This is a genomic window from Desulfofundulus salinus (assembly GCF_003627965.1).
GTDB lineage: Bacteria > Bacillota > Desulfotomaculia > Desulfotomaculales > Desulfovirgulaceae > Desulfofundulus > Desulfofundulus salinus.
The window spans coordinates 849,337-871,522 of the sequence record NZ_RBWE01000001.1; the positions used below are offsets into that span (position 1 = coordinate 849,337).

The window sequence follows — 22,186 nt, forward strand, 5'->3', positions numbered from 1 at the left end:
AAAAAAAATTCCCGGAGGTGGTACTGTGGACGGCGACCCTAGTAGGCAAAAGTTCATACTAAAACAAACAGGGGCCGGCCCCGGTATCCATGCTCCAGGGATGGTGGGCCGCCCCTGAAAAAAGGAGGTGGCCTGATGTCCAAAGATCGGGAAGAAGTACGCCGGGCAGTTCTTTCCTGTCTTGAGGAAGGCTCTACCGACAGGCTGCGTCAGTGCCTGAAAGACTTACACCCGGCGGACATAGCCGAAGTGCTTCCGGACATTAGTTTGGGCCAGCAGGTCAAGGTATTGCGGGTCATGGAACCGGACAGGGCTGCCCAGGTAATTTTTGAGCTGGACCGGGAAAAGTTGCCCATCCTGATGGAATGCCTGGGCTTGCAGCGCACGGCCGATATATTAAGCGCCATGTTTACCGACGATGCGGCAGACCTGCTGGGAGACCTGCCTGAAGACCTGAGGCAGAAACTGCTGGGTCTGATGGAGGCACACGAGGCCCGGGACGTCAAGGAACTGTTGACCTACGGCGAGGAAACCGCCGGCGGAATTATGACCACGGAGTACGTGGCCATCCCCCAGGATATAACCGCCGGGCAAGCTATTGAAGTGCTGCGTGAAAACGCACCCGATGCCGAAACGGTTTACTATGTTTATGTGGTGGACGATCAAAACCACCTGGTGGGAGTGCTTTCCTTAAGGGAGCTTATCCTGGCAGCGCCCAATATGCGTATTGAGGACATCATGCGGCGCAAGGTAATCAGCGTGAATGTGCGTACCGACCAGGAAGAGGTGGCCCGCCTGGTGGCCAAATACGACTTTCTGGCCGTGCCTGTGGTCAGCGATGCTGGTGAACTGCTTGGTATTGTAACGGTAGATGATGTTCTGGATGTTATTGAGCGGGAAGCCACCGAGGATATGATGCGCATGGCTGCAACCATTGATAGTGAAGGGGAGGACCCCGATGCCAGACCTTTTAAACGGGCACTGCGGCGCTTGCCCTGGCTGGTGGGTTTGCTCTTCGGAGAGCTGGTGGCCGGTCATGTGATCGAGGGCTTTTCCGAAACCCTGCAACATGTGACGGCCCTGGCTTTTTTTATGACGGCCATAGCCGGTGGTACGGGCAATGCAGCCACCCAATCCCTGGCCGTGGTAGTACGGGGAATTGCCACCGGAGAGGTAGATCCCAGTCAAATTTTAAAGGTGATCTGGAAAGAAGCCCAGGTGGGGCTATGGGTGGGCCTGGTTTGCGGTCTGGTTGTGGGATCCTTTGCTTTTGTGTGGCAGGGTTCTCCATCCCTTGGTCTGGTTGTGGGTGGAGCACTGGCCTTGAGCATCACCGTTTCCACCATTCTGGGCAGTTTCGTGCCGGTGATTATCAACCGCATAGGAGTGGATCCGGCCCTGGCCTCCGGACCCTTTATTACCACTTTAATGGATGTGAGCAGTATGTTTATTTATTTTACCCTAGCTACCATCATCCTGATCAGGTAAACAATCTCCTGGCGGTTTATGTGTTTCCCATCTTTTTACCAGCTGGTTTTCGATACCCAAAAGATCTAATACCCGCCCTGTTGTTTGCAGGATCAGGTCTTCGATGGTTTCCGGGTGCTGGTAAAAGGATGGTGCCGGAGGCATAATAATTACCCCCAGCCGGGCCAGTTTGAGCATGTTTTCCAGATGGATGGCGTTTAAAGGCGTCTCTCTGGTCATCAAGATCAGGGGACGCCTTTCTTTTATGGTCACGTCGGCGGCCCGGGTGATCAGGTTGTCGCTGTAACCCCAGGCTATAGATGCCAGGGTTTTCATACTGCAGGGGGCAATGACCATTCCCTGGTGCACAAAAGACCCGCTGGCCACCGATGCAGCCAGGTCGTTGGCCGCATAAGAGTAGCTGGCCAATGCCATGACCTGCTCAGGTGTCCACCGGGTTTCCAGGGTGATGGTTTTTGCCGCCCAGGGGCTCAAAATAAGGTGGGTTTCAATTCCTGAGAGCTTTAGTTGTTCCAGCAGGGTTATGCCGTAAATCGCTCCCGATGCACCGGTTATAGCCACTACAATGCGCAACTTTTCCTACCCGTCCCTTTATATGTATGTTTTGCCTGTTTTATTTTATCCTAACACCGGTAATTGTTCAATACGAGCCACATATAAGTCCATCCCTCGTTTAATGTTCCACCCCTTTAGCGAGTCTGCCAATGATACCCGGTGGAATTTTTTATAGCATAGGAGAAAGCCCGGCAGTAAATATTAGATATAGAAATGGGGGTGAGCTAATGAGAAAATGGCCGGTCTGGTTTTCCATAATATCCCTGGCGTTGATGCTGGTATCCGGTTGCGCCGTAGCCCGTAAACCCGCCCAGCCATCTCCGGCTGCGCCGGGACCTGCGCCTGCAGCCCCCGGCCCGGCGGCACCGGCCCCCCGGCCCTTACCCACCACGCCGGCGGAGGCCCACCGGTTGGCCACAAAGCTGGCGGCTGAAGCCGAGAAAGTGTCCGGCGTGAAATCGGCCACGGTCGTCCTGACCGGGAACACGGCCATTGTGGGGCTCGATATTAAAAGCGGGGTAGAGAGGGGGCGAACAGCGGCCATTAAGGATGAAGTGGCCCGGAGGGTCAGGGCGGCAGATAACCGCGTGGCCACCGTGCTGGTAACTACCGATCCGGATACCGTTACCCGTATCCGCAGAGTGGCTGAAGGCATCAGCCGGGGCACTCCTGTAGCCAGCTTCAACCGGGAGATTCAGGAAATCCTGCGCCGCATTACGCCCACTACCAGGTAATGATTTGAAGCGGGAACAATTAAATGATAACATGAAAAGCCGGTTTTTCTTACCGAAAAACCGGCTTTCAAATATCGGACAGCTCAGTACCACAGTAGTATGCCGGCAAAAACTGCCCCCGTCCTGGCTACCTGATGTTCCACGGACTTGACCATGTACTTTTTCAGCTCCAGATTGCGCATGGCAAAGGCTTCCTCCACCATTTGCCGGATGATCCTTTCCGCTTCCTGGCGGGAGGTGTGGCCAGAATACTCCATAATTACGCCAAAACCTTCCTCGGGGATGCCCACGGCCACGGCAGCGGCAATTCTGTCTCCGGGGGTGGTGGAGGTAGTTGCTCCGTAGGCTACTGGTACCAGTGCCCCGGGGGGCAGGGATAATTCCTCCACATATTCAGCACCAGGCGGCAGGATGCTGCTTACCCGGATCAGGTTTACGTTTCCCGCCCGGGCTTCCAACAGTGCCCGGTCAAAGGCGTTTAACGGGGTCTGCCCTTCACCGGCTCCTGCCACCAGGGTAAATTTGGTCGGTGTAGGTAGCAAGGTGTTCCCTCCCATCATCGGTCAGGCTGCTCTGTCTTGCGCCTCCTTTTTGACTTTAATGACCACAATAGGTGTTTGCTGGTCGTCGTTGCCAAAGGGGTTGTCTACCAGCGCTTCTTTGGCTATTTTGACGCTGGCGGGGCTGGTTGCAGCCAGTATATCCACGCATTTGATATCGTTGACGTCGGCAATAACCACGTCGGCACCGGTGGCTTCCTTGATGGCCGCTACAATTTTACCCGGTTTATGGGGACCGAGAATGATATGCCTTTCATAGGGCCACATGGTGCCAGCAATATCATCGATAAAAGCCAGTTCCCGGCCGGCCACCAGGTAGAAAAAGCCGCGCTTGCCTATGAGCCGTCCCAGGGCTGCGGCCACGCAGCCTAAGAGAATTCTAATGGTACCTGCTTCCCTGAGGGCCAGTTCCATGGCCGGTGGGGTAGCCAGACTGCCGTGTTTGCCGGGGAAGCGGCACAGAAAGCGGGCCAACAAGCCCGGGTGAACTTCCTCGGGTAAGATGGCTCTTTTTTGGGTAATGGCTACCACACTCTCGGCAATGGCAATGACATCCCCCGGCTCCACCACCCCTTCGGTGTAACGTTTGGCCAGCTCGATGATGTTATCCTGCTCGGTAATTACATGGGTTCGAATGGGGATGGTATAGCAGGGCATACACATCATCACCTTTCGCCGTGCTCCTGGTATTTGCCCGGGCCGGTTAAGGAGCTAATATCAGGTTATACCTGAGGGTAAATTATGTGCCTGTCCCTCTCTCTTCCATTTTTTAACGATCCGGAACGGCAATGATCAGGGCCACATCCTTGATCAGGTAGGCGGCCGGTAGAAAAATGGCCTGGGCCAGAATAGTCCCCAGCACCCTGGTTAAACACAGGTAATAAACCATTTGCCGGACATCCCTTTGATCCCTGGTTCCCCGCAGGGCCTGGTCGGTAATCATGGCGGCGGTGGGGTCCACTATCATGGCCGAAAGAATGGTGGCCACGCCGTTCACCACGCCTGAAAGAAGGCTGGCCGTTGAACGGTATTCGGGCAATAGCGCACCGGCATACAGGGCCGATAACACCCCCGTGGTCCAGATGCCGATGACCATGGTATTGGCGATTAAAAAAGCTAAAGGGATGTTTTTCGGGCGCCCCGGTAAGGATGCTCTCAGGGCGCTGAGGTACCCGGGCCTCTTGCGCAGGGTTCTGACCAAAAGGTGCGGCGAAAGAAGGATTACAATCAGGCGGGGAATAGAACCGGCTTCTTCAAAGAGAAAAATCACCCGGGTAAAAACATAATTAAAGGCCGGAGTAAGCAGCACTCCCACCACTGTACCGACGGTGGCGGAAAAAATAACCAGGCGTATATCCATGCTTAACTGGGTGAGCTGGTGGTGATACAAAGGTGACTCGAGCAAAGAACCGGAAGCAATTTTGAGGCCGGTATTGATGGTTTTTTCCACCACGGAAGATAACAGGGGAGCCTGAATAAGGTTGGCCGTGCTGGCCAGTAAGGAAATGATTTGAAACAAGGAAAAGGCGGTGGCCAGCCGGCGCGTGGTCACCCCTGAAAGGCGCACGGCGTAAACTAATGTATCAGTTAAATGAATAATTGCCGTAAGAACGGCAATCAGAAGCACCCGGTCGATTATTTCTCACCTGCCTTCCTTAATATCCCAGCAAACGCCAGAGCTCCTCATCCACCACGGGTTTTTCTTCCAGGCCGTGTTTTTTACGAAAGAAAACTACGGCTTCGGCCGTCTGAGGGCCAAAGATACCGTCGGGCTTTTGGTTGTAATAACCCAGCCGCTTTAAGGTGCGCTGGACTTCCTGCACTGCCGTGCCGCAGCTTCCCTGGTGGAGTATGGGATACTGCGGCAAAAAGGGATTACCCAGGACCAGTACCGGCGTGCCCTCGGAAACCCAGTCGTAGAGTTCCATCACGTGAGCATTATGCAAACGCACACAACCGGCACTGGCAAAAGTCCCAATGGACCAGGGGCTGTCCGTACCGTGGATGCCGTAGGTGCCCTTGGGGATGTTCAATCCCATCCAGCGGGGACCCATGCCGGGGACGTATTCGTCCGATTTGTCGATAACTTTCCAGAGGCCTAAAGGGGTTTCCGAGCCCGGTTTGCCCAGGGCTACCGGGTATTGCCTGATGGGTTGTCCCCGGGAAAAAACGGTCATGGTCAGGGAACGGGTATCAACCAGGATAAAAAGATCATGCCCGGGGGAGGGGGTTGCCCCCTGTTCCGGCTTGGACAACATGGCCTGGCTAATGGTTTGCCAGGTGGACACGTCCGCCACGCCGGTGGGTCGAAGGCCATGATCTTTCTGGAAACGTCCCACGGCCTCTATGGTGGATTCATCGTACAGGCCGTTAACCGGGCCCCTAAAGTAACCCAGGTAAGACAGGCATTGCTGCAGGTTGGCAATATCCCGTCCCTGATGGAAGGGAGTCGTCAGCCGGGGCTGTTCATTGCCGCCGCATTGATGTGCCCTGACCAGGGCCGGAGCACTGGCAGGCCGGCAGAGCAACATGCAGCACAGGATGAGCAAGCAGATTGCTCGACGCATGCATATCACCGGGTAGGTAAAAGAATCGTTGTTTATTTTTCCCCTTTTTTCTCCCCCCAAAACCGTAAAAAGCCGTTAAAGATTCCCTGGGCAATTTTTTTATACAGGGTGGGGTTGCGCAAAAGACCTTCCTCGACCCAGTTGGAAATGGCTACCGGTTCCACCGTAAGGCCGGGGATGAAACCTAAATGGCGTAGCTGCTGGTCCGGCTCTACCCCCCGAAGGGGGCGTTTGATTTTGCGCACTAATTCTTCCAGTATAAACTGGGCGAGACGATCGCACCCCGGTGCCCTGGGGTTGTATTTTACCGCCGTCCCTTGAATGGAAGTGTCCGTACTGTGGTAGGTATGAAAGCTGATAAACACATCCGCGTTCATTTTTAGGGCCAGGTTGCAGCGCATCCACTGGGAAAGGGGATAATCCCCGGTGCGGGTAAGGTAGACTTGACTTTTCAGGGGTTTAAGCAGGTCCTGTAGGGCGGTGGCCATGGCCATGGTAACGTTTTTCTCCAGGAGATCGACGGGTCCCCTTCCTCCCGGATCATGGCCTCCATGGCCCGCGTCAATAACAAATACCTTTGAAGAAAAAAGATTAAAAAGGTGGTCCCGGACAAAGTTGATTACTGTACGGTAAGGTATGCCCGGTTCACTTGATATTTGCCAGGGGGAAGGGTGGTTGGTCTTGATCTCAAAGATCACGCCCTGTGGTTGCTCTTCAACCCTGATCCATTCAATCAACCCGTCATACACTTCAATTGTTTCGCAATACATATTGGCCCGGGCTCCCTGGGCGATGAGGGTGATACCTGAGGGACTTTCTTTTGCATCGAACTGAAATGGGCTGGTGGATTCAACTATCACCCGGGAGACGGGGCGGCCGGGGTTGTAGTGGACTTTGTTCCAAATGTTGGTAATGCGGCTGACTGTCATGCCCTTACCCCCTTTAGCGGATGATAATTTTCCCTTATTTAGGTTGAACCGGGGGAATTTTCCCCTCTCCGGCAAAATATCTGGCGATGCCGGCATAAAGGCACCAGGCCACCTTACTCTGATAAAGAGGATCCTGCAAAAGACGGTATTCCCGGGGGTTGGTGATAAAACCAATTTCCACGATCACCGTGGGCACCCGGGAATGGCGGAGGATGTAATAATCCCCGTGTAAGGGTACCCGGTGGTTGATTTTCAGCAGGCGGTTGAGTTCGTCCTGGATGGCCCTGGCCAAAGCCCGGCTCTCTTGCGAGTCGGGTTTGGCAAAGGTTTGTGCCCCATACTGGGACGGATTGCCAAAACTGTTAATGTGGATGCTTACCATGGCATCGGCCGGCAAATTGTTGGCCAGGGCCACCCGGCGGGCCAGATCCTGGCGCTTCCGTTTATACAGGCCGGTGATTTCCGGGTCGGCCAGGTCATGGTCCCCTTCCCGGGTCATGATTACCCTGGCTCCACCCTGGTACAGGTAGAGGGCCAGCTTTTGCCCTACGGTCAGGACCAGGTCCTTTTCCAGTACGTCGTTTTTTCCCACCACTCCGGGGTCCACACCCCCATGTCCCGGATCCACTACGATCACCCGGCCGGCTAAAGCCCAGGAAAGGGCGCTGATGGATGCCTGGTGGCGGGCATTGGCGATGGCGCGCAATCCCAGCCAAAGACTGGTCACAACCATGACGGCGACAAGCACAATTTTTATCTTTTGTACGGGCAACACAATAAACCTGATATTTTCCACCCCCCGGGGCGGCTGGGGTATCCTGGTCAGGCTGCGGGTGATACAGTAAAATATATGGTAAACCACGGGAAGACTTTCATTATATTGTTTGGATTGTACACACGAATTTTGTCTTTCCAGACATTTGGGGGTGTAGGCCCAGGTGAAATTATATAAGGTCAGGGCCGTGGTTCTGAAATCCGTAAACGTCCAGGAGGCCGACCAGTTATTAACGTTGTTCTCCCGGGAAAAGGGAAAAATCCGGGTGATAGCTTACGGGGCGTGTAAACCTAACAGCCGTAAGCGGGGGGCCGTTCAACCCTTTTCCCATTCCCAATTTCTTCTCCGCCGGGGCAATGGTTTGGATGCGGTGAGCCAGTGCGAGCTCTTGGAGATGTTTCCGGAACTGCGTTGCCGGCTGGATAAGCTGGGTTATGCCGTTTATCTGGCCGAGCTGGTGGACGGCGTGACCGCCGAAGAAGAGCCCAGCGAGGCTGTTTTTGAGCTGCTGCTGGGAGCACTGCGTGCCCTGGGTGGCGCAGACGGCGAGTTGCTGGTCCGGGCCCTTGAAATAAAACTGCTGGCCATTCTGGGTTACCGGCCCTGCCTGGAAAGTTGTGTCTTATGCCAGGGTCCCATCAAAGGCAACGAGGTAGTTTTCCATGCCGGGGCCGGAGGTGTGCTCTGCGCCACCTGTGCCGAAAGGAACGAGGGCGGTCTGCTCTGTCGCCGGGGTACGGTGGAATTGCTAAGACTTCTTTTACGCTGGGATCCGGGCAAGCTCAACCAGCTGCAGGTGGGGAAGATTGCCCGCAGGGAGTTGAAGGAAGTGCTTCGCCGCCACATGGAGTACCATCTGGACCGGCGCATGAAATCCACGCGTTTTTTGGAACTTTTGGAACATGTATAAATGGCCGGACTCCCGGGTTAAATATGGTTAAATAAAAGAATCAGGGAGGATAGGCTGTACATGAACAGCGAGCTGGAAAAAATTGATCTAATCAGGTCCCGCCTGGGGGTAGGTTACAAGGAGGCCAAGGAGGCCCTGGATGCAGCCGGGGGCGACGTGGTGCAGGCTCTCATTCACCTGGAAGATGAGAGGAAGCACATCACGGAAAAGCTCCAGGACCGGGGACAGGAATTTTTGGAGCACTTGAAGGATTTTTTTCACCGGAGCCAGGAAACTAAAATCAAGGTAAAACAGGGGGAAAGGACGGTAATGGAACTGCCGGCTTCCCTGGGAGCCCTGGGTCTGGTGGGAACCCTGGCCAGCAGCCAGCTGGCCGTTTTGGGAGCCCTGGGGGCGGTTACGGCTATGGCCAGGAATTATACCCTGGAAATTGAACGGCCCGGCCGGGGTGATCAGCAAAATCAAGGTCAGGGTGAACAATATATAGAACCGGCGGGCCCTACGTAAGGGGAGGCGCGGAGAGATTCCGGCCTTCCCGGTGGAAGAGGAACCGGCCACGCGGAATGCGGCGCCGGGAAACAGCGTCCCCGTTGACTTTATCCCGCCAATTTGATAAATTAACATTGTTCAACCGAATATCCGGCGATGAGGGAAAGAGTAGCCGGGGGAGTTTTTACAGAGAGCCGGGAAGAGGTGGAAGCCCGGTAAAACGAACCCGTGTGAAGGGGGTTCCCGAGCGGCAGGAGGAAAGCCGCCGTGTCAAGTGGCGGTGAGTAAAGCCTGCACAAAATGAGGGGGCCGCTTTTGTGACGGCCAAACAGGGTGGAACCGCGGGAAGTACCTCCCGTCCCTGGCATAGTTTGCCCGGGCGGGAGGTTTAAGTTTTTACAAGGTGTCTTCTAATTTTGTTTACTTATTTTCTCTAGTTCAGGGAGGAATGTATACATGAACTTTCAAGACCTGATCCTGGCTTTAAACCGTTTCTGGGCCGATCAAAACTGCATTATCCAGCAGCCCTACGATGTGGAAAAGGGCGCCGGTACCATGAACCCGGCTACTTTCTTGCGGGTTTTAGGGCCCGAACCCTGGCGGGTGGCCTATGTGGAGCCTTCCCGCCGGCCCACTGACGGCCGCTACGGGGAAAATCCCAACCGGCTGCAGCATTACTACCAGTACCAGGTGATCCTGAAGCCCTCCCCCGATGATGTGGTGGAGGTATACCTGGACAGCCTGGCGGCCATAGGGATTAACCCCCGGGAGCACGATATCCGTTTTGTAGAAGACAACTGGGAATCCCCCACCCTGGGTGCCTGGGGCCTGGGTTGGGAGGTATGGCTGGACGGGATGGAGATCACCCAGTTCACCTATTTCCAGCAGTGCGGGGGTCTGGACTGCCGCCCCGTTTCGGCGGAGATTACCTACGGTTTGGAACGGCTGGCCATGTTCATCCAGGGCAAGGATAATGTCTTTGACATCGAATGGGTCAACGGCCTGACTTACGGGGACGTACACCACCGGGGCGAGGTGGAACACTCCCATTACAATTTTGAAGAGGCCGATACCAGGATGCTTTTTCAGCTATTTGATATGTACGAAAGGGAGGCCCGGCGCATAGTAGAAAAGGGCCTGGTCCTGCCGGCCTACGATTATGTGCTCAAATGCTCCCATACCTTTAACCTCCTGGATGCCCGGGGCGCCATCAGCGTTACCGAACGCACTGCCTTCATTCACCGGGTACGCAGCCTGGCCCGGGCCTGTGCCGAGGCCTATGTGGCCCAGCGGGAAGAAATGGGTTACCCCCTTTTAAAGAAATAACCGTTAAAAACAATAACTAATAATCGAGGGAGGACAACCATGCATACCCAGGATTTCTTACTGGAAATTGGTATGGAAGAAATACCGGCCCGGTTTTTAAACCCGGCCCTGGAACAATTAAAGGAACTGGCAGCGAATCTGTTGCGGGAGAACCGGCTGTCCTTTGGTGAAATTAAGACCTATGGCACCCCCCGGCGCCTGGCCCTCTACGTCCACAACCTGGCCGGTGTGCAGGAATCCCTGATCCAGGAGGTAAAAGGGCCGGCAGTTAAAGTGGCCTTCAATCCGGCCGGGGAGCCAACCCGGGCGGCCCTGGGTTTTGCCAAAAGCCAGGGGGTGGATGTTTCCCAGCTGGTGGTGAAAAACCTGGGCCCCGTGGAATATGTATTTGCAGTAAAGCGTCAGGAGGGCCGGCCCGCAACGGAAGTGCTGGCCGAGCTCTGCCCCTCTTTAATTGCCGGTTTGCATTTCCCTAAACCCATGCGCTGGGGGGCTCTGGAGGTGCGGTTTGCCCGTCCCATTCGCTGGCTGGTGGCCCTCTACGGTGATCAGGTGATTGATTTTTCCTATGCCGGGCTCCGATCCGGGCGGATTACCTGCGGGCACCGGTTTTTAAGCCAGGGTCCTCTGGAAATCCCCCATGCTGGCAAATATTTTGAGGTTATGGAGCGGGGCCGGGTAGTGGTGGATATCGACCGGCGCCGGCAGATGATCTGGAACCAGGTACAGGAGCTAGCAGCCCGGGTCGGCGGGCAGGTGGAGACCGACGAAGAACTGCTGACGGAAGTAACCAATCTGGTGGAATATCCGGTAGCCCTTTGCGGCAGCTTTGACGAAAGCTTTTTGCAGTTGCCCGGGGAGGTGCTGGTCACACCCATGCGGGAGCACCAGCGCTATTTCCCCGTGCGGGATTCCGAAGGCAAACTGCTGCCCCGTTTTATTGCCATCAGCAACGGCAATGAGGAGCACCTGGACACCGTCCGGGCCGGGAATGAAAAGGTGCTACGGGCCCGTCTGGCCGATGCCGCCTTTTTCTGGAAAGATGATCTGGCCACACCCCTGGCTGACCGGGTCGAGGCCTTAAAAAAGGTTGTCTGGCAGGAGAGTTTGGGTACGGTCTATGACAAAGTGGAACGCCTCATTGGCCTGTCCCGTTACCTGGCCCGTGCTTTTGCCGCGGACGAAAAAGAAACGGAGCAGGTGCTGCGGGCGGCTTACCTGGCCAAAGCCGACCTGGTGACCAGCATGGTTTACGAATTTCCCGAATTGCAGGGTGTTATGGGCCGGGAATACGCCCTGGCTTCCGGAGAGGACCCGGTGGTGGCCCGGGCCATTTACGAGCACTACCTCCCCCGTTTCTCCGGCGATGAGCTGCCGGTTACTACCCCGGGACGGATATTGAGTCTGGCCGATAAGATGGACACCCTGGTGGGTTGTTTTGCTATCGGCATCGAGCCCACCGGTTCCCAGGATCCCTACGGTTTGCGCCGGCAGGCCCTGGGGGTATGCCATGTCTGCCTGGAGGAGGAACTAATACTTTCCTTGCGCGGGTTGATTGAGCAGGCTTACGAACAGTACCGGGGGCGGGTGGAACTGAAGCTGAGAAGAGAACAGGTTATATCCCACCTGATGGACTTCTTTGCCCAGCGCTTGAAAGGAATTTTTGCCGACCGGGGATTATCCTACGACACGGTTGAGGCGGTGCTGGCGGCCGGTTTTGATGATCTCACCGGTGCCTGGCAGCGCGCCCAGGCTGTGGAGATCTTCCGGGACGAACCCCATTTTGAAGCAGTGCTCACGGCTTTTACCCGCGCCCATAACTTATCCCGCAAGCACGGTTCCACCACCGTGGACCCGGCTGCCCTCGTGCACCCGGCAGAAATAGTCCTGTACCAGAAATTAAAAGAGGTGCAGGAAGAGGTTGCCCGGAACCTGGCCGCCCGGGATTACCGGGGGGCGCTGGCGGCCATGGCTTCTTTGCGGCCGGGGGTAGATCAGTTTTTTGACGCCGTCATGGTGATGGTGGATGATGAAAGAATCCGGAACAACCGTCTCAGTCTGCTCAAGGGAGTGGCCACCCTGGCCCTGGGGGTGGCCGATCTGAGCAAACTGGTTGCCGCACCGGGGGACAAATTGTATACATGAATTTTTGATTTCCGTGCAGAAGGGAAATGCTGAAGGAATATATAATATATATAATTGCTGTAGTGAGGTTGATTAGTATAACATAATTGCTCTTTTAAGGGGCGATGAAATTGGAACTTTCCAAGCGACAGGAAGCCATTCTGGAGATTGTCAAAAAGGAAGGTCCCATTACCGGTGAGCAGATTGCCGAGCGCCTCTCCCTCACCCGGGCCACCTTGCGTCCCGATATGGCTATTTTGACCATGGCCGGGCTTCTAGAGGCCCGGCCCCGGGTGGGCTACTATTACAGCGGCAAGACCCCGAACAAGGTGATTGCCGAAAAGCTCCACCGCATCAAGGTGGGAGAAGTAAAGTCCGTGCCTGTGGTGGTATCGGAGCATTGTTCGGTGTATGATGCGGTGGTCACCATGTTCATTGAGGACGTGGGGACGCTGATCGTGGTCCGGGAGGGAGGGATTTTGGAGGGGGTTATCTCGCGGAAGGATCTATTGAAGATCACCCTGGGGGGGCAGGATATCCATAAATTACCCGTGGGTGTGGTGATGACCCGCATGCCTAACGTCATTACCGTGGGCCCTGATGATTCGGTCTGGTTGGCAGCCAAGAAATTAATTACCCACGAAGTGGATGCCCTGCCCGTGGTACGCCCGGTTGAGGGGGGCGACAAAAATAAGGACCTGGAAGTCATCGGTCGCCTGAGCAAAACCAACATTACTCGCCTCTTTGTTGAGCTGGGAGAAGGAAACTAAGGGGGAGGTAACCATTACCACGACCAGTAATACACACCCGGTGATTTACATCATCTCCGATTCCATTGGTGAAACGGGGGAGCTGGTGGCCCGGGCGGCGGCCAGCCAGTTCAACTCCGGTGTGGGGGATATCCACCGGGTACCCTTTGTGCATGATGTGGAAGAGATTGTCGAGATTGTACAGGAAGCAAGTACCAGGCCCAGTGTCATTGCCTATACCCTGGTTGTTCCGGAGTTACGGGAAGCTTTGGAAAGGGAATCGTGCAAGTACAATATACCTACCGTGGACATCCTGACTCCCATGCTGGATGCCTTGACCCGGGTAGGGGGGCAAAGACCGAAATTGGAGCCCGGCCTGGTCCGCCGTATCGACGAGGATTATTTCCGCAAGGTGGAAGCAGTGGAGTTTGCCGTGAAGTACGATGACGGCAAAGACCCCCGGGGAATTTTGCGGGCGGACGTGGTGGTGATCGGCGTCAGCCGGACTTCCAAAACACCCCTTTGCATGTACCTGGCCCACAAGGCCATCAAGGCAGCCAATGTTCCCCTGGTGCCCGAGGTGGCGCCACCGGAAGAAATTTTCAAATTGCCGCCCCACCGGGTAATCGGTTTAACCATACAACCCCAGCAGCTGAATGAAATCCGGCGGGAACGCTTGAAGGCCCTGGGGCTGGCTTCCAAGGCCAATTACGCCAGCATGGAACGCATACTGCAGGAGCTGGAGTACGCGGAAGAAATCATGCGCCGGGTAAAATGTTCGGTCATTGACGTTACCAACAAGGCGGTAGAGGAAACGGCCAGCCGCGTGCTGGAAATTTATTATAGGGGGGAAAGGCATGTCAAGTAAAAAGTATGTCTACCTGTTTGAAGAGGGCCGCGCAGACATGAAGAATCTGCTTGGCGGCAAAGGGGCAAATCTGGCAGAGATGACCAACATCGGCCTGCCTGTCCCGCCCGGCATGATTATTACCACGGAGGCCTGCAAGGAGTTTTACGTTAATGACCGGCGGTTCCCTCCCGGAATGGAGGAACAGGTGCGGGAAAAGATACGTGTCCTGGAGGAAAAAACGGGCAAGCGGTTTGGCGACCCCGCCAATCCCTTGCTGGTGAGTGTACGCTCCGGTGCTCCCGTTTCCATGCCCGGGATGATGGATACAGTGCTCAACCTGGGGTTAAACGATGAAACGGTGGGAGGCCTGGGCCGGGCCGCCGACCAGCGGTTTGCCTTTGACTGCTACCGCCGTTTCTTGAATATGTTTGGCGATGTGGTCCTGGGCATTGAACATGCCAAATTCGAACGGATCCTGGAAAGGTATAAAGAACGCCGGGGGGTGACCCTGGACCAGGAATTGCCGGCCGAGGATCTGGAACAGGTGGTCGCGGAGTACAAGGCCTTAATCGAACGGGAGACCGGGAGGTCTTTCCCCCAGGACCCCATGGAGCAGCTTTTCATGGCCATCTATGCCGTATTTAACTCATGGAACAACGACCGGGCTATTGTTTATCGCAAGATCAACAAAATTCCCGATGACCTGGGTACCGCCGTTAACGTCCAGGTGATGGTCTTTGGCAACCTGGGGAATGATTGCGGTACCGGGGTGGCCTTCACCCGGGACCCGGCCACCGGAGCCCGGGAGCTTTACGGGGAATACTTGATTAATGCCCAGGGCGAAGATGTGGTGGCGGGCATCCGGACACCGCGGACCATTTCCGACTTAAAAGAGGAAATGCCCGATGTATACCAGCAGTTTGCCTCAATTTGCGAGCGCCTGGAAAAACATTACCGGAACATGCAGGACATTGAATTTACCATTGAACGGGGCAAACTTTACATTTTGCAGACCCGTACCGGTAAGCGCACTGCCCAGGCGGCCGTAAAAATTGCCGTGGATATGGTCCATGAGGGATTGATCAGCAAAGAAGAGGCCATCATGCGGGTGGAGCCCGCCCAGCTGGATCAACTGCTGCACCGCCGTATCGATCCCCGGGCCAGCGTAAAGGTTATTGCCAAAGGTCTACCTGCCTCCCCTGGTGCCGCCAGCGGCAAGGTTATTTTTGACGCCGACGAGGCTGAACTTCTGGGCAATCAGGGTGAAAAAATCATCCTGGTCCGTACGGAAACCACTCCCGACGACATCCACGGCATCGTTGCCGCCCAGGGGGTGCTCACCTCCCGGGGTGGAATGACCAGCCATGCGGCAGTGGTGGCCCGCGGGATGGGCAAGCCCTGCGTTTGCGGCTGTGAGGCCATCCGCATTGATTACGAGGCCGGCGAATTTCGCGTCAATGACCTGGTGGTCAAAAAGGGAGATGTCATTTCCATTGAGGGGTCCACAGGCCAGGTCATGCTGGGGGAGGTGCCGCTGATCGATCCCGAGCTTTCCCCCGAGTTCCTTGAGCTGTTGCAGTGGGCCGATGAGATCCGCACCCTGGGCGTAAGGGCCAATGCCGACACTCCGGAAGATGCGGCTAAAGCCCGGGCCTTTGGGGCCGAAGGTATCGGCCTGACCCGCACGGAACACATGTTCATGGCCCCGGACCGTCTGCCCATAGTGCAGGAGATGATCCTGGCCACCACCACCCAGGAGCGTCAGGCTGCCCTGGATAAGCTTTTGCCCATGCAGCAGGGGGACTTCTATGGTATCTTGAAGGCCATGGAGGGTTTGCCGGTTACCATCCGCCTGCTGGATCCTCCCTTGCACGAATTTTTGCCCAACGCGGAAGAACTGGCCGTAGAAATTACCCGCCTGCGCCTCACCGGTGGCGATGAAGAAGAACTGCGGAAGAAAGAGGAGTTGCTGAAAAAGGTAAGGGTGCTGGCGGAATTCAACCCCATGCTGGGTCACCGGGGTTGCCGTCTGGGCATAACCTTCCCGGAAGTTTATGCCATGCAGGCCAGGGCCATTTTTCAGGCTACGGTCCAGCTGGTAAAAGAGGGTGTAAAGGTGTTCCCGGAAGTGGAAATTCCCCTGGTGGGTGAGGTCAGGGAGCTGGCTTTGCTGCGCCAGCTGGTTGACGAAGTGGCTGAACAGGTAATGAAGGAAACGGGTGTAGAATTTGAGTATAGCGTGGGGACGATGATAGAAATACCCCGCGCGGCCCTGCTGGCCGATGAAATTGCCCGGGAAGCCGATTTCTTCTCCTTTGGCACCAATGACCTGACCCAAACCACCTTTGGTTTTTCCCGGGATGATGCCGAGGGCAAATTCCTGCACGAGTATGTGGAGAAGAAGATCCTGCCGGAAAACCCCTTCATCGTTCTCGACCAGGCCGGCGTGGGCAAATTGATGAAAATGTGCGTGGCTTTGGGCCGCCAGACCAAACCCGATCTGGTCATCGGTATTTGCGGCGAGCACGGCGGCGAGCCCAGTTCCATTGAGTTTTGCCACCGTATCGGGTTGAACTATGTCAGCTGTTCCCCCTTCCGGGTTCCCATTGCCCGCCTGGCCGCAGCCCAGGCCAGGGTAAAGAACGGTTAAAAGTGACGCTTGAAAACTGTGATGAGGAGGGCGGTCGGTGTTTCGGAAGGAGCGTCTTCCGTGATGAGTTAACCGGCCGCCCAGGGTCATTTCTGACGATACTGCGCCCTCCCTTTGGGAGGGTTAATAATTTTAGGGATTTGGTTACAGGAAAAAGGCGACAAAAAGAGAAAGATTATAGCAGTTATCGTTTAAGGGAAAGGGGACCTGATATGGATGGTGAAACTGCATCGCTAGACCAGCTAGTTTTGGAAGCTTTGCCCTGTCCGGTGCTGGTTATTGACGCCGGGGGGATCCTGATTTATCTCAACAGCGCTTCCGAAAGGGAGCTGGGGGTTAAGAAAGAAGAGATTATTTCCCGTTCCTTGATTGAAAGCCTTTATCAGGGAAAAAAATTTGACCACAGAGGCAGATATTCCAGCGCTTTAATTGAAACGCTGGAAACGGGCCGCGAGTTTTCTTTGCGTCCGGAAGAAATAAAAACCGCGTTGCATGTTCTGCCGAAAGTTTTCCTGGTTGATACTTCTATCCTGCGTAACCAGGATGGAGGGGTGGTGGGGGCCTGTGCCATCTACCACAATTTCCTCCGGGACCGGAGGCTGTTAAAGGAAACGGTAATGAATCGCCTGACCACAGTCTCCGAGCAGTTTGAAACCATCTATGCCTTCGCCGAGGCCATTGGTGCCCGGGATCAATACACCATGGGTCACAGTGAAAAGGTGGCGGAATATGCCCGTCTCATTGCGGAGGCCCTTGGGCTGAGCGAAAAAGAGGTTGATCTGGCTTATATATGCGGTGTCGTGCATGACGTGGGTAAAATCGGCGTACCGGATTCTCAACAAGCCAGGGGCCCTAACAATGGATGAATTTAAGCAGATTACCTCCCATCCGGAAAAGGGAGCCACTATTTTGTCCCATATCAGCTGGTTGGAGGATGTGGTTCCGGTAGTGCTGGCCCATCATGAACGTTATGATGGCCGGGGTTACCCGCGGGGGTTGCGGGGTGAAGAAATTCCCCTGCTCAGCCGCATTCTGGCCGTGGCCGATGCCTTTGATGCCATGACCTCGGATCGCAGCTATCGCAAGGCATTGCCGGTGCCGGTGGCCATCAACGAATTGAAACGCCATGCCGGGGGCCAATTTGACCCCCGGGTAGTCGAGGCTTTTATGCGTATTTTGGGCGAATATAAGGGCGAGGAAGAGGAGTGAGGGAATGGGTAAAACCATGCGGCTTTTCTGGGCCATAAACCTTCCCGACTCAATTAAAGAGCAGCTCTGGGAGATCCAAAGGCAGTTGCAAGGGACCGGGGCGGATGCCAGGTGGGTGGAAAAGGAAAACTTGCATTTAACCGTCCACTTTCTGGGTGAGGTGGAGGTTTCCCTGATCAATGCCCTGATTTCCGCGGCTCAAAAGGTCTTGCTTACCCAAAAGACTTTTTCCGTGCAGTTGGGTGGTTTGGGCGTGTTCCCGGATCCCCGGCGTCCCCGGGTTCTCTGGGTCGGTGTCACCGGCGGGGGGAACGAGTTGCGGGAAATCCACCGGCTGGTGGGCGAGGCCATGGTGCCTTTCGGGATTCCTTTACCAGGTCGACCCTTTTCTCCTCACTTAACGCTGGCCAGGTTGCGTTCTCCCCGGGGGGTACAGGAACTGATGCTACGGGTGCGTGAACTTGGCGGTGCCTGCACTCAGCTTGGAACGGTACAAGTGTCTTCGGTGGATTTGATGCAGAGCGAGCTTACCCGCGGCGGACCGATATATGCCTTAATGGCTCAAATTCGTCTGAAAAGCTCGTTAAAGGTCTAAATTCGTTTTGCAAGGCATAATTTTTTAAAAATCTCAAGGAAGGAAATTTGTTTTTTAAGGTGTAAATAACTTAGTTTAAGTCCTTGAAGAGAGGGTATGAATATGCTGGTTCTGGCTATTAACGGTAGTCCTCGTCGGGCGGGCAGTACCGCCCAGATGTTGCTGGCCACCAGGGAAGTAGTGGAAACGGCAGGCGCAAGGTTTGTCTTTTGTCAGGTGTCCGAGGTTCTGGCGGAATTAAAGGTCCCCTATTGTACCGTCTGCTCCGATCCCTGTTCAGGGAAGTGCTTTGCCGGAACCCGTTTGGAGGACATGTTTAATTTAATGCGCCAGGCCGATGGCATCATTATGGGCAGTCCCGTATATTTCAGTACCGTATCATCCCACCTGAAGTCTTTTTGGGACCGCACCCGTCTTTTGCGCCGGGAGAAAGCTCTCTTGAATGTTGTCGGCGGGGCATTAACCGTAGGCGGTGCCCGTTTTGGCGGGCAGGAAACCGCCTTGCGGGCCATGCACGACATGATGCTTTGCCAGGGAATGACCGTGGTGGGGGACGGCTACCTGGAAGATGATGCGGGGCATCAAGGGGCCTGTGCCCAGGATCCCGCTAGCGAGGACACCCTGGGATTGCAGCGGGCCCGGATACTGGCCCGGCGGGTAGTGGAAGTAGCCCTGGCTACCCGGGGGCTACGTGACAGGTCCCGGGTGACGGGCAGGTAAAAACTTCATGCCCCCGGTTTATGCCCCGTGGCTCCGGGGGTTTTTCATCGGGGGGATAAAGGTGAACATTCGGGAACGCACGGAAAGGTTGGAGGAACAACAGTTATCTCCCTACGCCTGTTGCAGTTCATCCAGTGCCGGTCGACTGTACCCCGAGGAACCCTGTCAGGTGCGTACGGCTTTTCAGCGGGACCGGGACCGGATCATCCATTCCAAAAGTTTTCGCCGTTTAAAGGGCAAGACCCAGGTTTTTATCATTCCCGAAGGGGATCACTACCGTACCCGACTTACCCATACCCTCGAAGTGGCTCAAATTTCCCGTACGGTGGCCAAAGCTTTGCGTCTTAATGAAGACCTTACCGAGGCCATTGCCCTGGGCCATGACCTGGGGCATACCCCCTTTGGTCATATCGGGGAAGAGGCTTTAAATGAAGTTTTTCCTCCCGGGTTTCGTCATAATGAGCAAAGTTTGCGGATCGTGGATGAACTGGAAGGGGGAAGGGGTTTAAACCTTACCCGGGAAGTCCGGGACGGGATTTTAAACCACACCGGTCCGGTACGGCCGCTTACCCTGGAAGGCCAGGTGGTAAAAATTTGTGATCGCGTGGCCTATATTAACCATGATATTGATGACGCCATCCGGGGTGGCATTCTTACCCTGGAGGATTTACCGAAACCCTGCCTGGACGTTCTGGGACGCACTCACCGGGAACGCATTAATACTATGGTGCTGGACCTGATCAACAACAGCTGGGAAAGACCGGTGATCTCCATGAGCCCTGAGGTCCAGCAAGCCACCGATGAGCTGCGGTCTTTCCTCTTTGCCCATGTTTACATTGGTTCAGAGGCAAAAAGAGAGGAATCCAAGGCAAAAAACGTAGTCCAGTACCTTTACACTTACTTCACCAGGCATCCGGAAGCGCTGCCGCCGGAACAATTGAAAAGGGTTGATGAGGTAGGGGTGGAAAGGGTAGTTTGTGATTACATTGCGGGCATGACCGACCATTTTGCCATTACCCAATTTTCCCGTATCTTTATTCCCCGGGCCTTTCCCACGCCGGGATAGGTTAACGGCGGAAGGATAGAAAAATTGTCGAAGGTCTGGGGAGGAAAATCTATAGTGATAGCGAATACCTCATTCACAGAGGGACGTGACGCCCCTGGGATGGATTTGAAAGGGTGGTTCCCATGGGTGGCCTGATCCCAGCCGATGTGGTGGAATCCGTCCGTCTGGCAACCGATATTGTGCAGCTAATCGGTGAGTATGTTCGCCTGGAGAAGAAAGGGAAAAACTATGTTGGTAGTTGTCCCTTTCACCAGGAGAGGGATCCATCCTTTACGGTCAGCCCCGACAAACAGATCTTTTACTGTTTTGGCTGCGGGGCGGGCGGCAACGTTTTTAAGTTTTTGATGCTTCACGAGAACCTGACTTTTCCAGAGGCGGTACACAGGTTGGCTGACCGGGCCGGCATAGTAGTACCGCGCTTTGGCGGGCCCCGGGAGGGGTCGCGGGCATGGCTGGAGGAGCAGGCCTGGGAAATTAACGCTATGGTGCGGGATTTTTACCACCATATTCTCACCCACCGGCCGGAAGCAAGCGAGGCCCGCAGCTATCTGGAAAAGCGGGGGGTGTCCCGGCATACCCAGGGGATTTTTCAACTGGGTTATGCTCCTCCCGGGTGGGATACCCTGTTACAGTTTCTTGCCTCCCGCAACTGCCCTTCCCAGCGGGCGGTGGAACTGGGTCTTTTGATCAGGGGGGAGCGGGGAAAACCTTACGACCGGTTTAGAAACCGCCTGATCTTTCCCATTTGCAATGCCCAGGGGCGGGTGGTGGGTTTCGGGGGCCGGGTACTGGATGACAGCCAGCCCAAGTACCTGAACACCCCGGAGACCATAGTATTTAATAAGGGACAGCTGCTTTTCGGCCTGCATCTGGCCCGGGCAGCCATCCGGGAACAAGGTTACGCCATCATTATGGAAGGCTATATGGATGTGATTACTGCTCACCAACACGGAATTCACAATGCGGTGGCTTCCCTGGGGACCAGCCTCACTGCGGAGCAGGGCCATCTTTTGTCCCGTTACACTAAAGATGTGGTCATTGCTTATGACGCTGATACGGCGGGTGTTGCTGCCACCATCCGGGGGCTGGATCTTCTGCAACAGCTTGGATTTCGCGTGCGGGTGGTCACCATTCCCGAGGGGAAAGACCCGGATGAATATATCAGGCAGCATGGAAGGGGGAAGTGGCAGCAACTGGTCGAGACGGCGACCTCCCTGCTGGACTACAAGCTAAGCCGGGCGGCGAAAAAAGGTGGTGATACCGCTTCCCTGTTGGCCCAGGTTCTACCAAACCTGGCTGCCATGCCTGGGGAAGTGGAACGGGAAGAGGGTATTAAGCGGGTGGCTGCCCGTTTAAGCTTAAGCTGGGAAGCGGTAAGAGATGCTTTGCAGCGATTTAGTAAAAACTTGGGGAAAAAATGGTCAAATCCGGATAAAATTGCTAAAAATAAGCATAATATAATAGCAAGCGCCCGAAGTAAGGCGGAATTGCTCCTTGTGCAACTGTTGTTGCATTATCCCGGCTATGTGCGGGAGGTTCGCCGGCAACTGGGCGAGTTCTCCCCCCGGGATCCTGGTTTACGCCAGATTTACCAGTTTGTCTGCCGTGAGGGGGAAGCCGTGCGGGTTGACCCGGCCGCGTGGATGCATGAATTGGACGAAGAAGGACAACACTTATTAAGCCGCTTGCTCATGGAAAAAATACCCGGGGATGACCCGGTTAAAATAATTCCCGATCTTGTCTGTACCATTCAAAGAAATAATATACAGGAAGAAAGAGAAAGACTGGTACAGGAACTGGCTGAGGCCGAAAGGGTTGGCGATCAGGGGCGTATAGCCCGGATTTTAAGTGATCTGCAAAGTCTACTACAGACCCGGTAAGCCCTTGTTG

General features: G+C 55.2%; 22 protein-coding genes. 15 read left to right on the forward strand and 7 right to left on the reverse strand.

Annotated elements, in window-relative coordinates:
- Positions 1-135: 135 nt before the first annotated feature.
- Positions 136-1,488 (forward strand): magnesium transporter, encoded by a 1,353-nt coding sequence (mgtE, locus tag D7024_RS04330; RefSeq protein ID WP_121450685.1) that lies wholly within the window; start codon positions 136-138, stop codon positions 1,486-1,488.
- On the opposite strand, the gene D7024_RS04335 is transcribed toward mgtE, so the two are convergent.
- Entirely contained in the window at positions 1,462-2,061 is a 600-nt protein-coding gene (locus D7024_RS04335) for a UbiX family flavin prenyltransferase (protein ID WP_121450686.1), read from the reverse strand. The two genes, mgtE and D7024_RS04335, sit on opposite strands and share 27 nt — an antisense overlap.
- A gap of 209 nt (positions 2,062-2,270) precedes the next feature.
- Between D7024_RS04335 and D7024_RS04340 the strand changes: the two genes are divergently transcribed.
- Positions 2,271-2,777, forward strand: coding sequence for a YhcN/YlaJ family sporulation lipoprotein (locus tag D7024_RS04340; RefSeq protein WP_121450687.1), 507 nt, complete (start codon positions 2,271-2,273; stop codon positions 2,775-2,777).
- Between the two features lie 83 nt (positions 2,778-2,860).
- On the opposite strand, the gene D7024_RS04345 is transcribed toward D7024_RS04340, so the two are convergent.
- The 6 genes from D7024_RS04345 to D7024_RS04370 all read right to left on the reverse strand — a co-directional run bounded on the left by D7024_RS04345 (position 2,861) and on the right by D7024_RS04370 (position 7,695).
- Positions 2,861-3,319, reverse strand: a complete 459-nt coding sequence (locus tag D7024_RS04345) for a pyruvoyl-dependent arginine decarboxylase (RefSeq protein ID WP_121450688.1) — start codon at positions 3,317-3,319, stop codon at positions 2,861-2,863.
- 21 nt (positions 3,320-3,340) lie between these two features.
- Positions 3,341-3,994 (reverse strand): coenzyme F420-0:L-glutamate ligase, encoded by a 654-nt coding sequence (locus D7024_RS04350; RefSeq protein WP_165859262.1) that lies wholly within the window; start codon positions 3,992-3,994, stop codon positions 3,341-3,343.
- Positions 3,995-4,106: 112 nt separating this feature from the next.
- A complete protein-coding gene (locus D7024_RS04355) occupies positions 4,107-4,973 on the reverse strand; it encodes a lipid II flippase Amj family protein (protein WP_121450690.1) in 867 nt (288 codons plus the stop codon).
- A gap of 19 nt (positions 4,974-4,992) precedes the next feature.
- On the reverse strand, positions 4,993-5,904 hold the full coding sequence (locus tag D7024_RS04360; protein ID WP_125185617.1) for a peptidoglycan-binding protein: 912 nt from the start codon (positions 5,902-5,904) through the stop codon (positions 4,993-4,995).
- A gap of 32 nt (positions 5,905-5,936) precedes the next feature.
- Positions 5,937-6,833, reverse strand: a complete 897-nt coding sequence (locus D7024_RS04365) for an N-acetylmuramoyl-L-alanine amidase family protein (RefSeq protein ID WP_165859263.1) — start codon at positions 6,831-6,833, stop codon at positions 5,937-5,939.
- A 34-nt stretch (positions 6,834-6,867) separates the two neighbouring features.
- Positions 6,868-7,695 carry an N-acetylmuramoyl-L-alanine amidase gene (locus tag D7024_RS04370; protein WP_243113691.1) on the reverse strand — a complete coding sequence of 276 codons (828 nt, stop codon included), beginning with the start codon at positions 7,693-7,695 and terminating at the stop codon, positions 6,868-6,870.
- Positions 7,696-7,771: 76 nt separating this feature from the next.
- Here D7024_RS04370 and recO point away from each other — a divergent pair, with 76 nt between their 5' ends.
- The 13 genes from recO to dnaG all read left to right on the forward strand — a co-directional run bounded on the left by recO (position 7,772) and on the right by dnaG (position 22,176).
- A complete protein-coding gene (recO, locus tag D7024_RS04375; RefSeq protein ID WP_121450693.1) occupies positions 7,772-8,518 on the forward strand; it encodes a DNA repair protein RecO in 747 nt (248 codons plus the stop codon).
- A gap of 60 nt (positions 8,519-8,578) precedes the next feature.
- A complete protein-coding gene (locus tag D7024_RS04380) occupies positions 8,579-9,025 on the forward strand; it encodes a DUF4342 domain-containing protein (RefSeq protein WP_121450694.1) in 447 nt (148 codons plus the stop codon).
- 438 nt (positions 9,026-9,463) lie between these two features.
- Positions 9,464-10,333 carry a glycine--tRNA ligase subunit alpha gene (gene glyQ / locus D7024_RS04385; RefSeq protein ID WP_121450695.1) on the forward strand — a complete coding sequence of 290 codons (870 nt, stop codon included), beginning with the start codon at positions 9,464-9,466 and terminating at the stop codon, positions 10,331-10,333.
- Between the two features lie 39 nt (positions 10,334-10,372).
- Entirely contained in the window at positions 10,373-12,478 is a 2,106-nt protein-coding gene (gene glyS, locus D7024_RS04390) for a glycine--tRNA ligase subunit beta (protein WP_121450696.1), read from the forward strand.
- A 110-nt stretch (positions 12,479-12,588) separates the two neighbouring features.
- Positions 12,589-13,227 carry a transcriptional regulator CcpN gene (gene ccpN / locus D7024_RS04395; protein ID WP_013823652.1) on the forward strand — a complete coding sequence of 213 codons (639 nt, stop codon included), beginning with the start codon at positions 12,589-12,591 and terminating at the stop codon, positions 13,225-13,227.
- Between the two features lie 40 nt (positions 13,228-13,267).
- Entirely contained in the window at positions 13,268-14,074 is an 807-nt protein-coding gene (locus D7024_RS04400; protein ID WP_243113692.1) for a pyruvate, water dikinase regulatory protein, read from the forward strand.
- Positions 14,064-16,706 carry a pyruvate, phosphate dikinase gene (ppdK, locus tag D7024_RS04405; protein ID WP_121450697.1) on the forward strand — a complete coding sequence of 881 codons (2,643 nt, stop codon included), beginning with the start codon at positions 14,064-14,066 and terminating at the stop codon, positions 16,704-16,706. Before D7024_RS04400 ends, ppdK begins: the two co-directional genes overlap by 11 nt.
- Before the next feature lie 212 nt (positions 16,707-16,918).
- Positions 16,919-17,572: a PAS domain-containing protein gene (locus D7024_RS04410; protein WP_121450698.1), complete on the forward strand. Its 654-nt coding sequence runs from the start codon at positions 16,919-16,921 to the stop codon at positions 17,570-17,572.
- Positions 17,511-17,915, forward strand: a complete 405-nt coding sequence (locus D7024_RS15340; RefSeq protein WP_121450699.1) for an HD-GYP domain-containing protein — start codon at positions 17,511-17,513, stop codon at positions 17,913-17,915. Before D7024_RS04410 ends, D7024_RS15340 begins: the two co-directional genes overlap by 62 nt.
- 4 nt (positions 17,916-17,919) lie before the next feature.
- Positions 17,920-18,510: an RNA 2',3'-cyclic phosphodiesterase gene (gene thpR, locus D7024_RS04420; protein WP_121450700.1), complete on the forward strand. Its 591-nt coding sequence runs from the start codon at positions 17,920-17,922 to the stop codon at positions 18,508-18,510.
- A 102-nt stretch (positions 18,511-18,612) separates the two neighbouring features.
- Positions 18,613-19,230, forward strand: coding sequence for a flavodoxin family protein (locus D7024_RS04425; RefSeq protein ID WP_121450701.1), 618 nt, complete (start codon positions 18,613-18,615; stop codon positions 19,228-19,230).
- A gap of 61 nt (positions 19,231-19,291) precedes the next feature.
- Positions 19,292-20,296, forward strand: coding sequence for a deoxyguanosinetriphosphate triphosphohydrolase (locus D7024_RS04430; RefSeq protein WP_121452463.1), 1,005 nt, complete (start codon positions 19,292-19,294; stop codon positions 20,294-20,296).
- A 122-nt stretch (positions 20,297-20,418) separates the two neighbouring features.
- Positions 20,419-22,176, forward strand: a complete 1,758-nt coding sequence (dnaG, locus tag D7024_RS04435) for a DNA primase (RefSeq protein WP_121450702.1) — start codon at positions 20,419-20,421, stop codon at positions 22,174-22,176.
- Positions 22,177-22,186 lie beyond the last annotated feature (10 nt).

Excerpts from the sequence above, each read along its gene's own strand:
- D7024_RS04410 (WP_121450698.1), top strand. The coding sequence starts at position 16,919 with ATGGATGGTGAAACTGCATCGCTAGACCAGCTAGTTTTGGAAGCTTTG.
- D7024_RS04380 (WP_121450694.1), top strand. The coding sequence starts at position 8,579 with ATGAACAGCGAGCTGGAAAAAATTGATCTAATCAGGTCCCGCCTGGGG.
- D7024_RS04340 (WP_121450687.1), top strand. The coding sequence starts at position 2,271 with ATGAGAAAATGGCCGGTCTGGTTTTCCATAATATCCCTGGCGTTGATG.
- D7024_RS15340 (WP_121450699.1), top strand. The coding sequence starts at position 17,511 with ATGACGTGGGTAAAATCGGCGTACCGGATTCTCAACAAGCCAGGGGCC.
- ppdK (WP_121450697.1), top strand. The coding sequence starts at position 14,064 with ATGTCAAGTAAAAAGTATGTCTACCTGTTTGAAGAGGGCCGCGCAGAC.
- mgtE (WP_121450685.1), top strand. The coding sequence starts at position 136 with ATGTCCAAAGATCGGGAAGAAGTACGCCGGGCAGTTCTTTCCTGTCTT.
- thpR (WP_121450700.1), top strand. The coding sequence starts at position 17,920 with ATGGGTAAAACCATGCGGCTTTTCTGGGCCATAAACCTTCCCGACTCA.
- D7024_RS04360 (WP_125185617.1), bottom strand. The coding sequence starts at position 5,904 with ATGCGTCGAGCAATCTGCTTGCTCATCCTGTGCTGCATGTTGCTCTGC.
- glyS (WP_121450696.1), top strand. The coding sequence starts at position 10,373 with ATGCATACCCAGGATTTCTTACTGGAAATTGGTATGGAAGAAATACCG.
- dnaG (WP_121450702.1), top strand. The coding sequence starts at position 20,419 with ATGGGTGGCCTGATCCCAGCCGATGTGGTGGAATCCGTCCGTCTGGCA.
- D7024_RS04425 (WP_121450701.1), top strand. The coding sequence starts at position 18,613 with ATGCTGGTTCTGGCTATTAACGGTAGTCCTCGTCGGGCGGGCAGTACC.
- glyQ (WP_121450695.1), top strand. The coding sequence starts at position 9,464 with ATGAACTTTCAAGACCTGATCCTGGCTTTAAACCGTTTCTGGGCCGAT.
- D7024_RS04365 (WP_165859263.1), bottom strand. The coding sequence starts at position 6,833 with ATGACAGTCAGCCGCATTACCAACATTTGGAACAAAGTCCACTACAAC.
- D7024_RS04350 (WP_165859262.1), bottom strand. The coding sequence starts at position 3,994 with ATGCCCTGCTATACCATCCCCATTCGAACCCATGTAATTACCGAGCAG.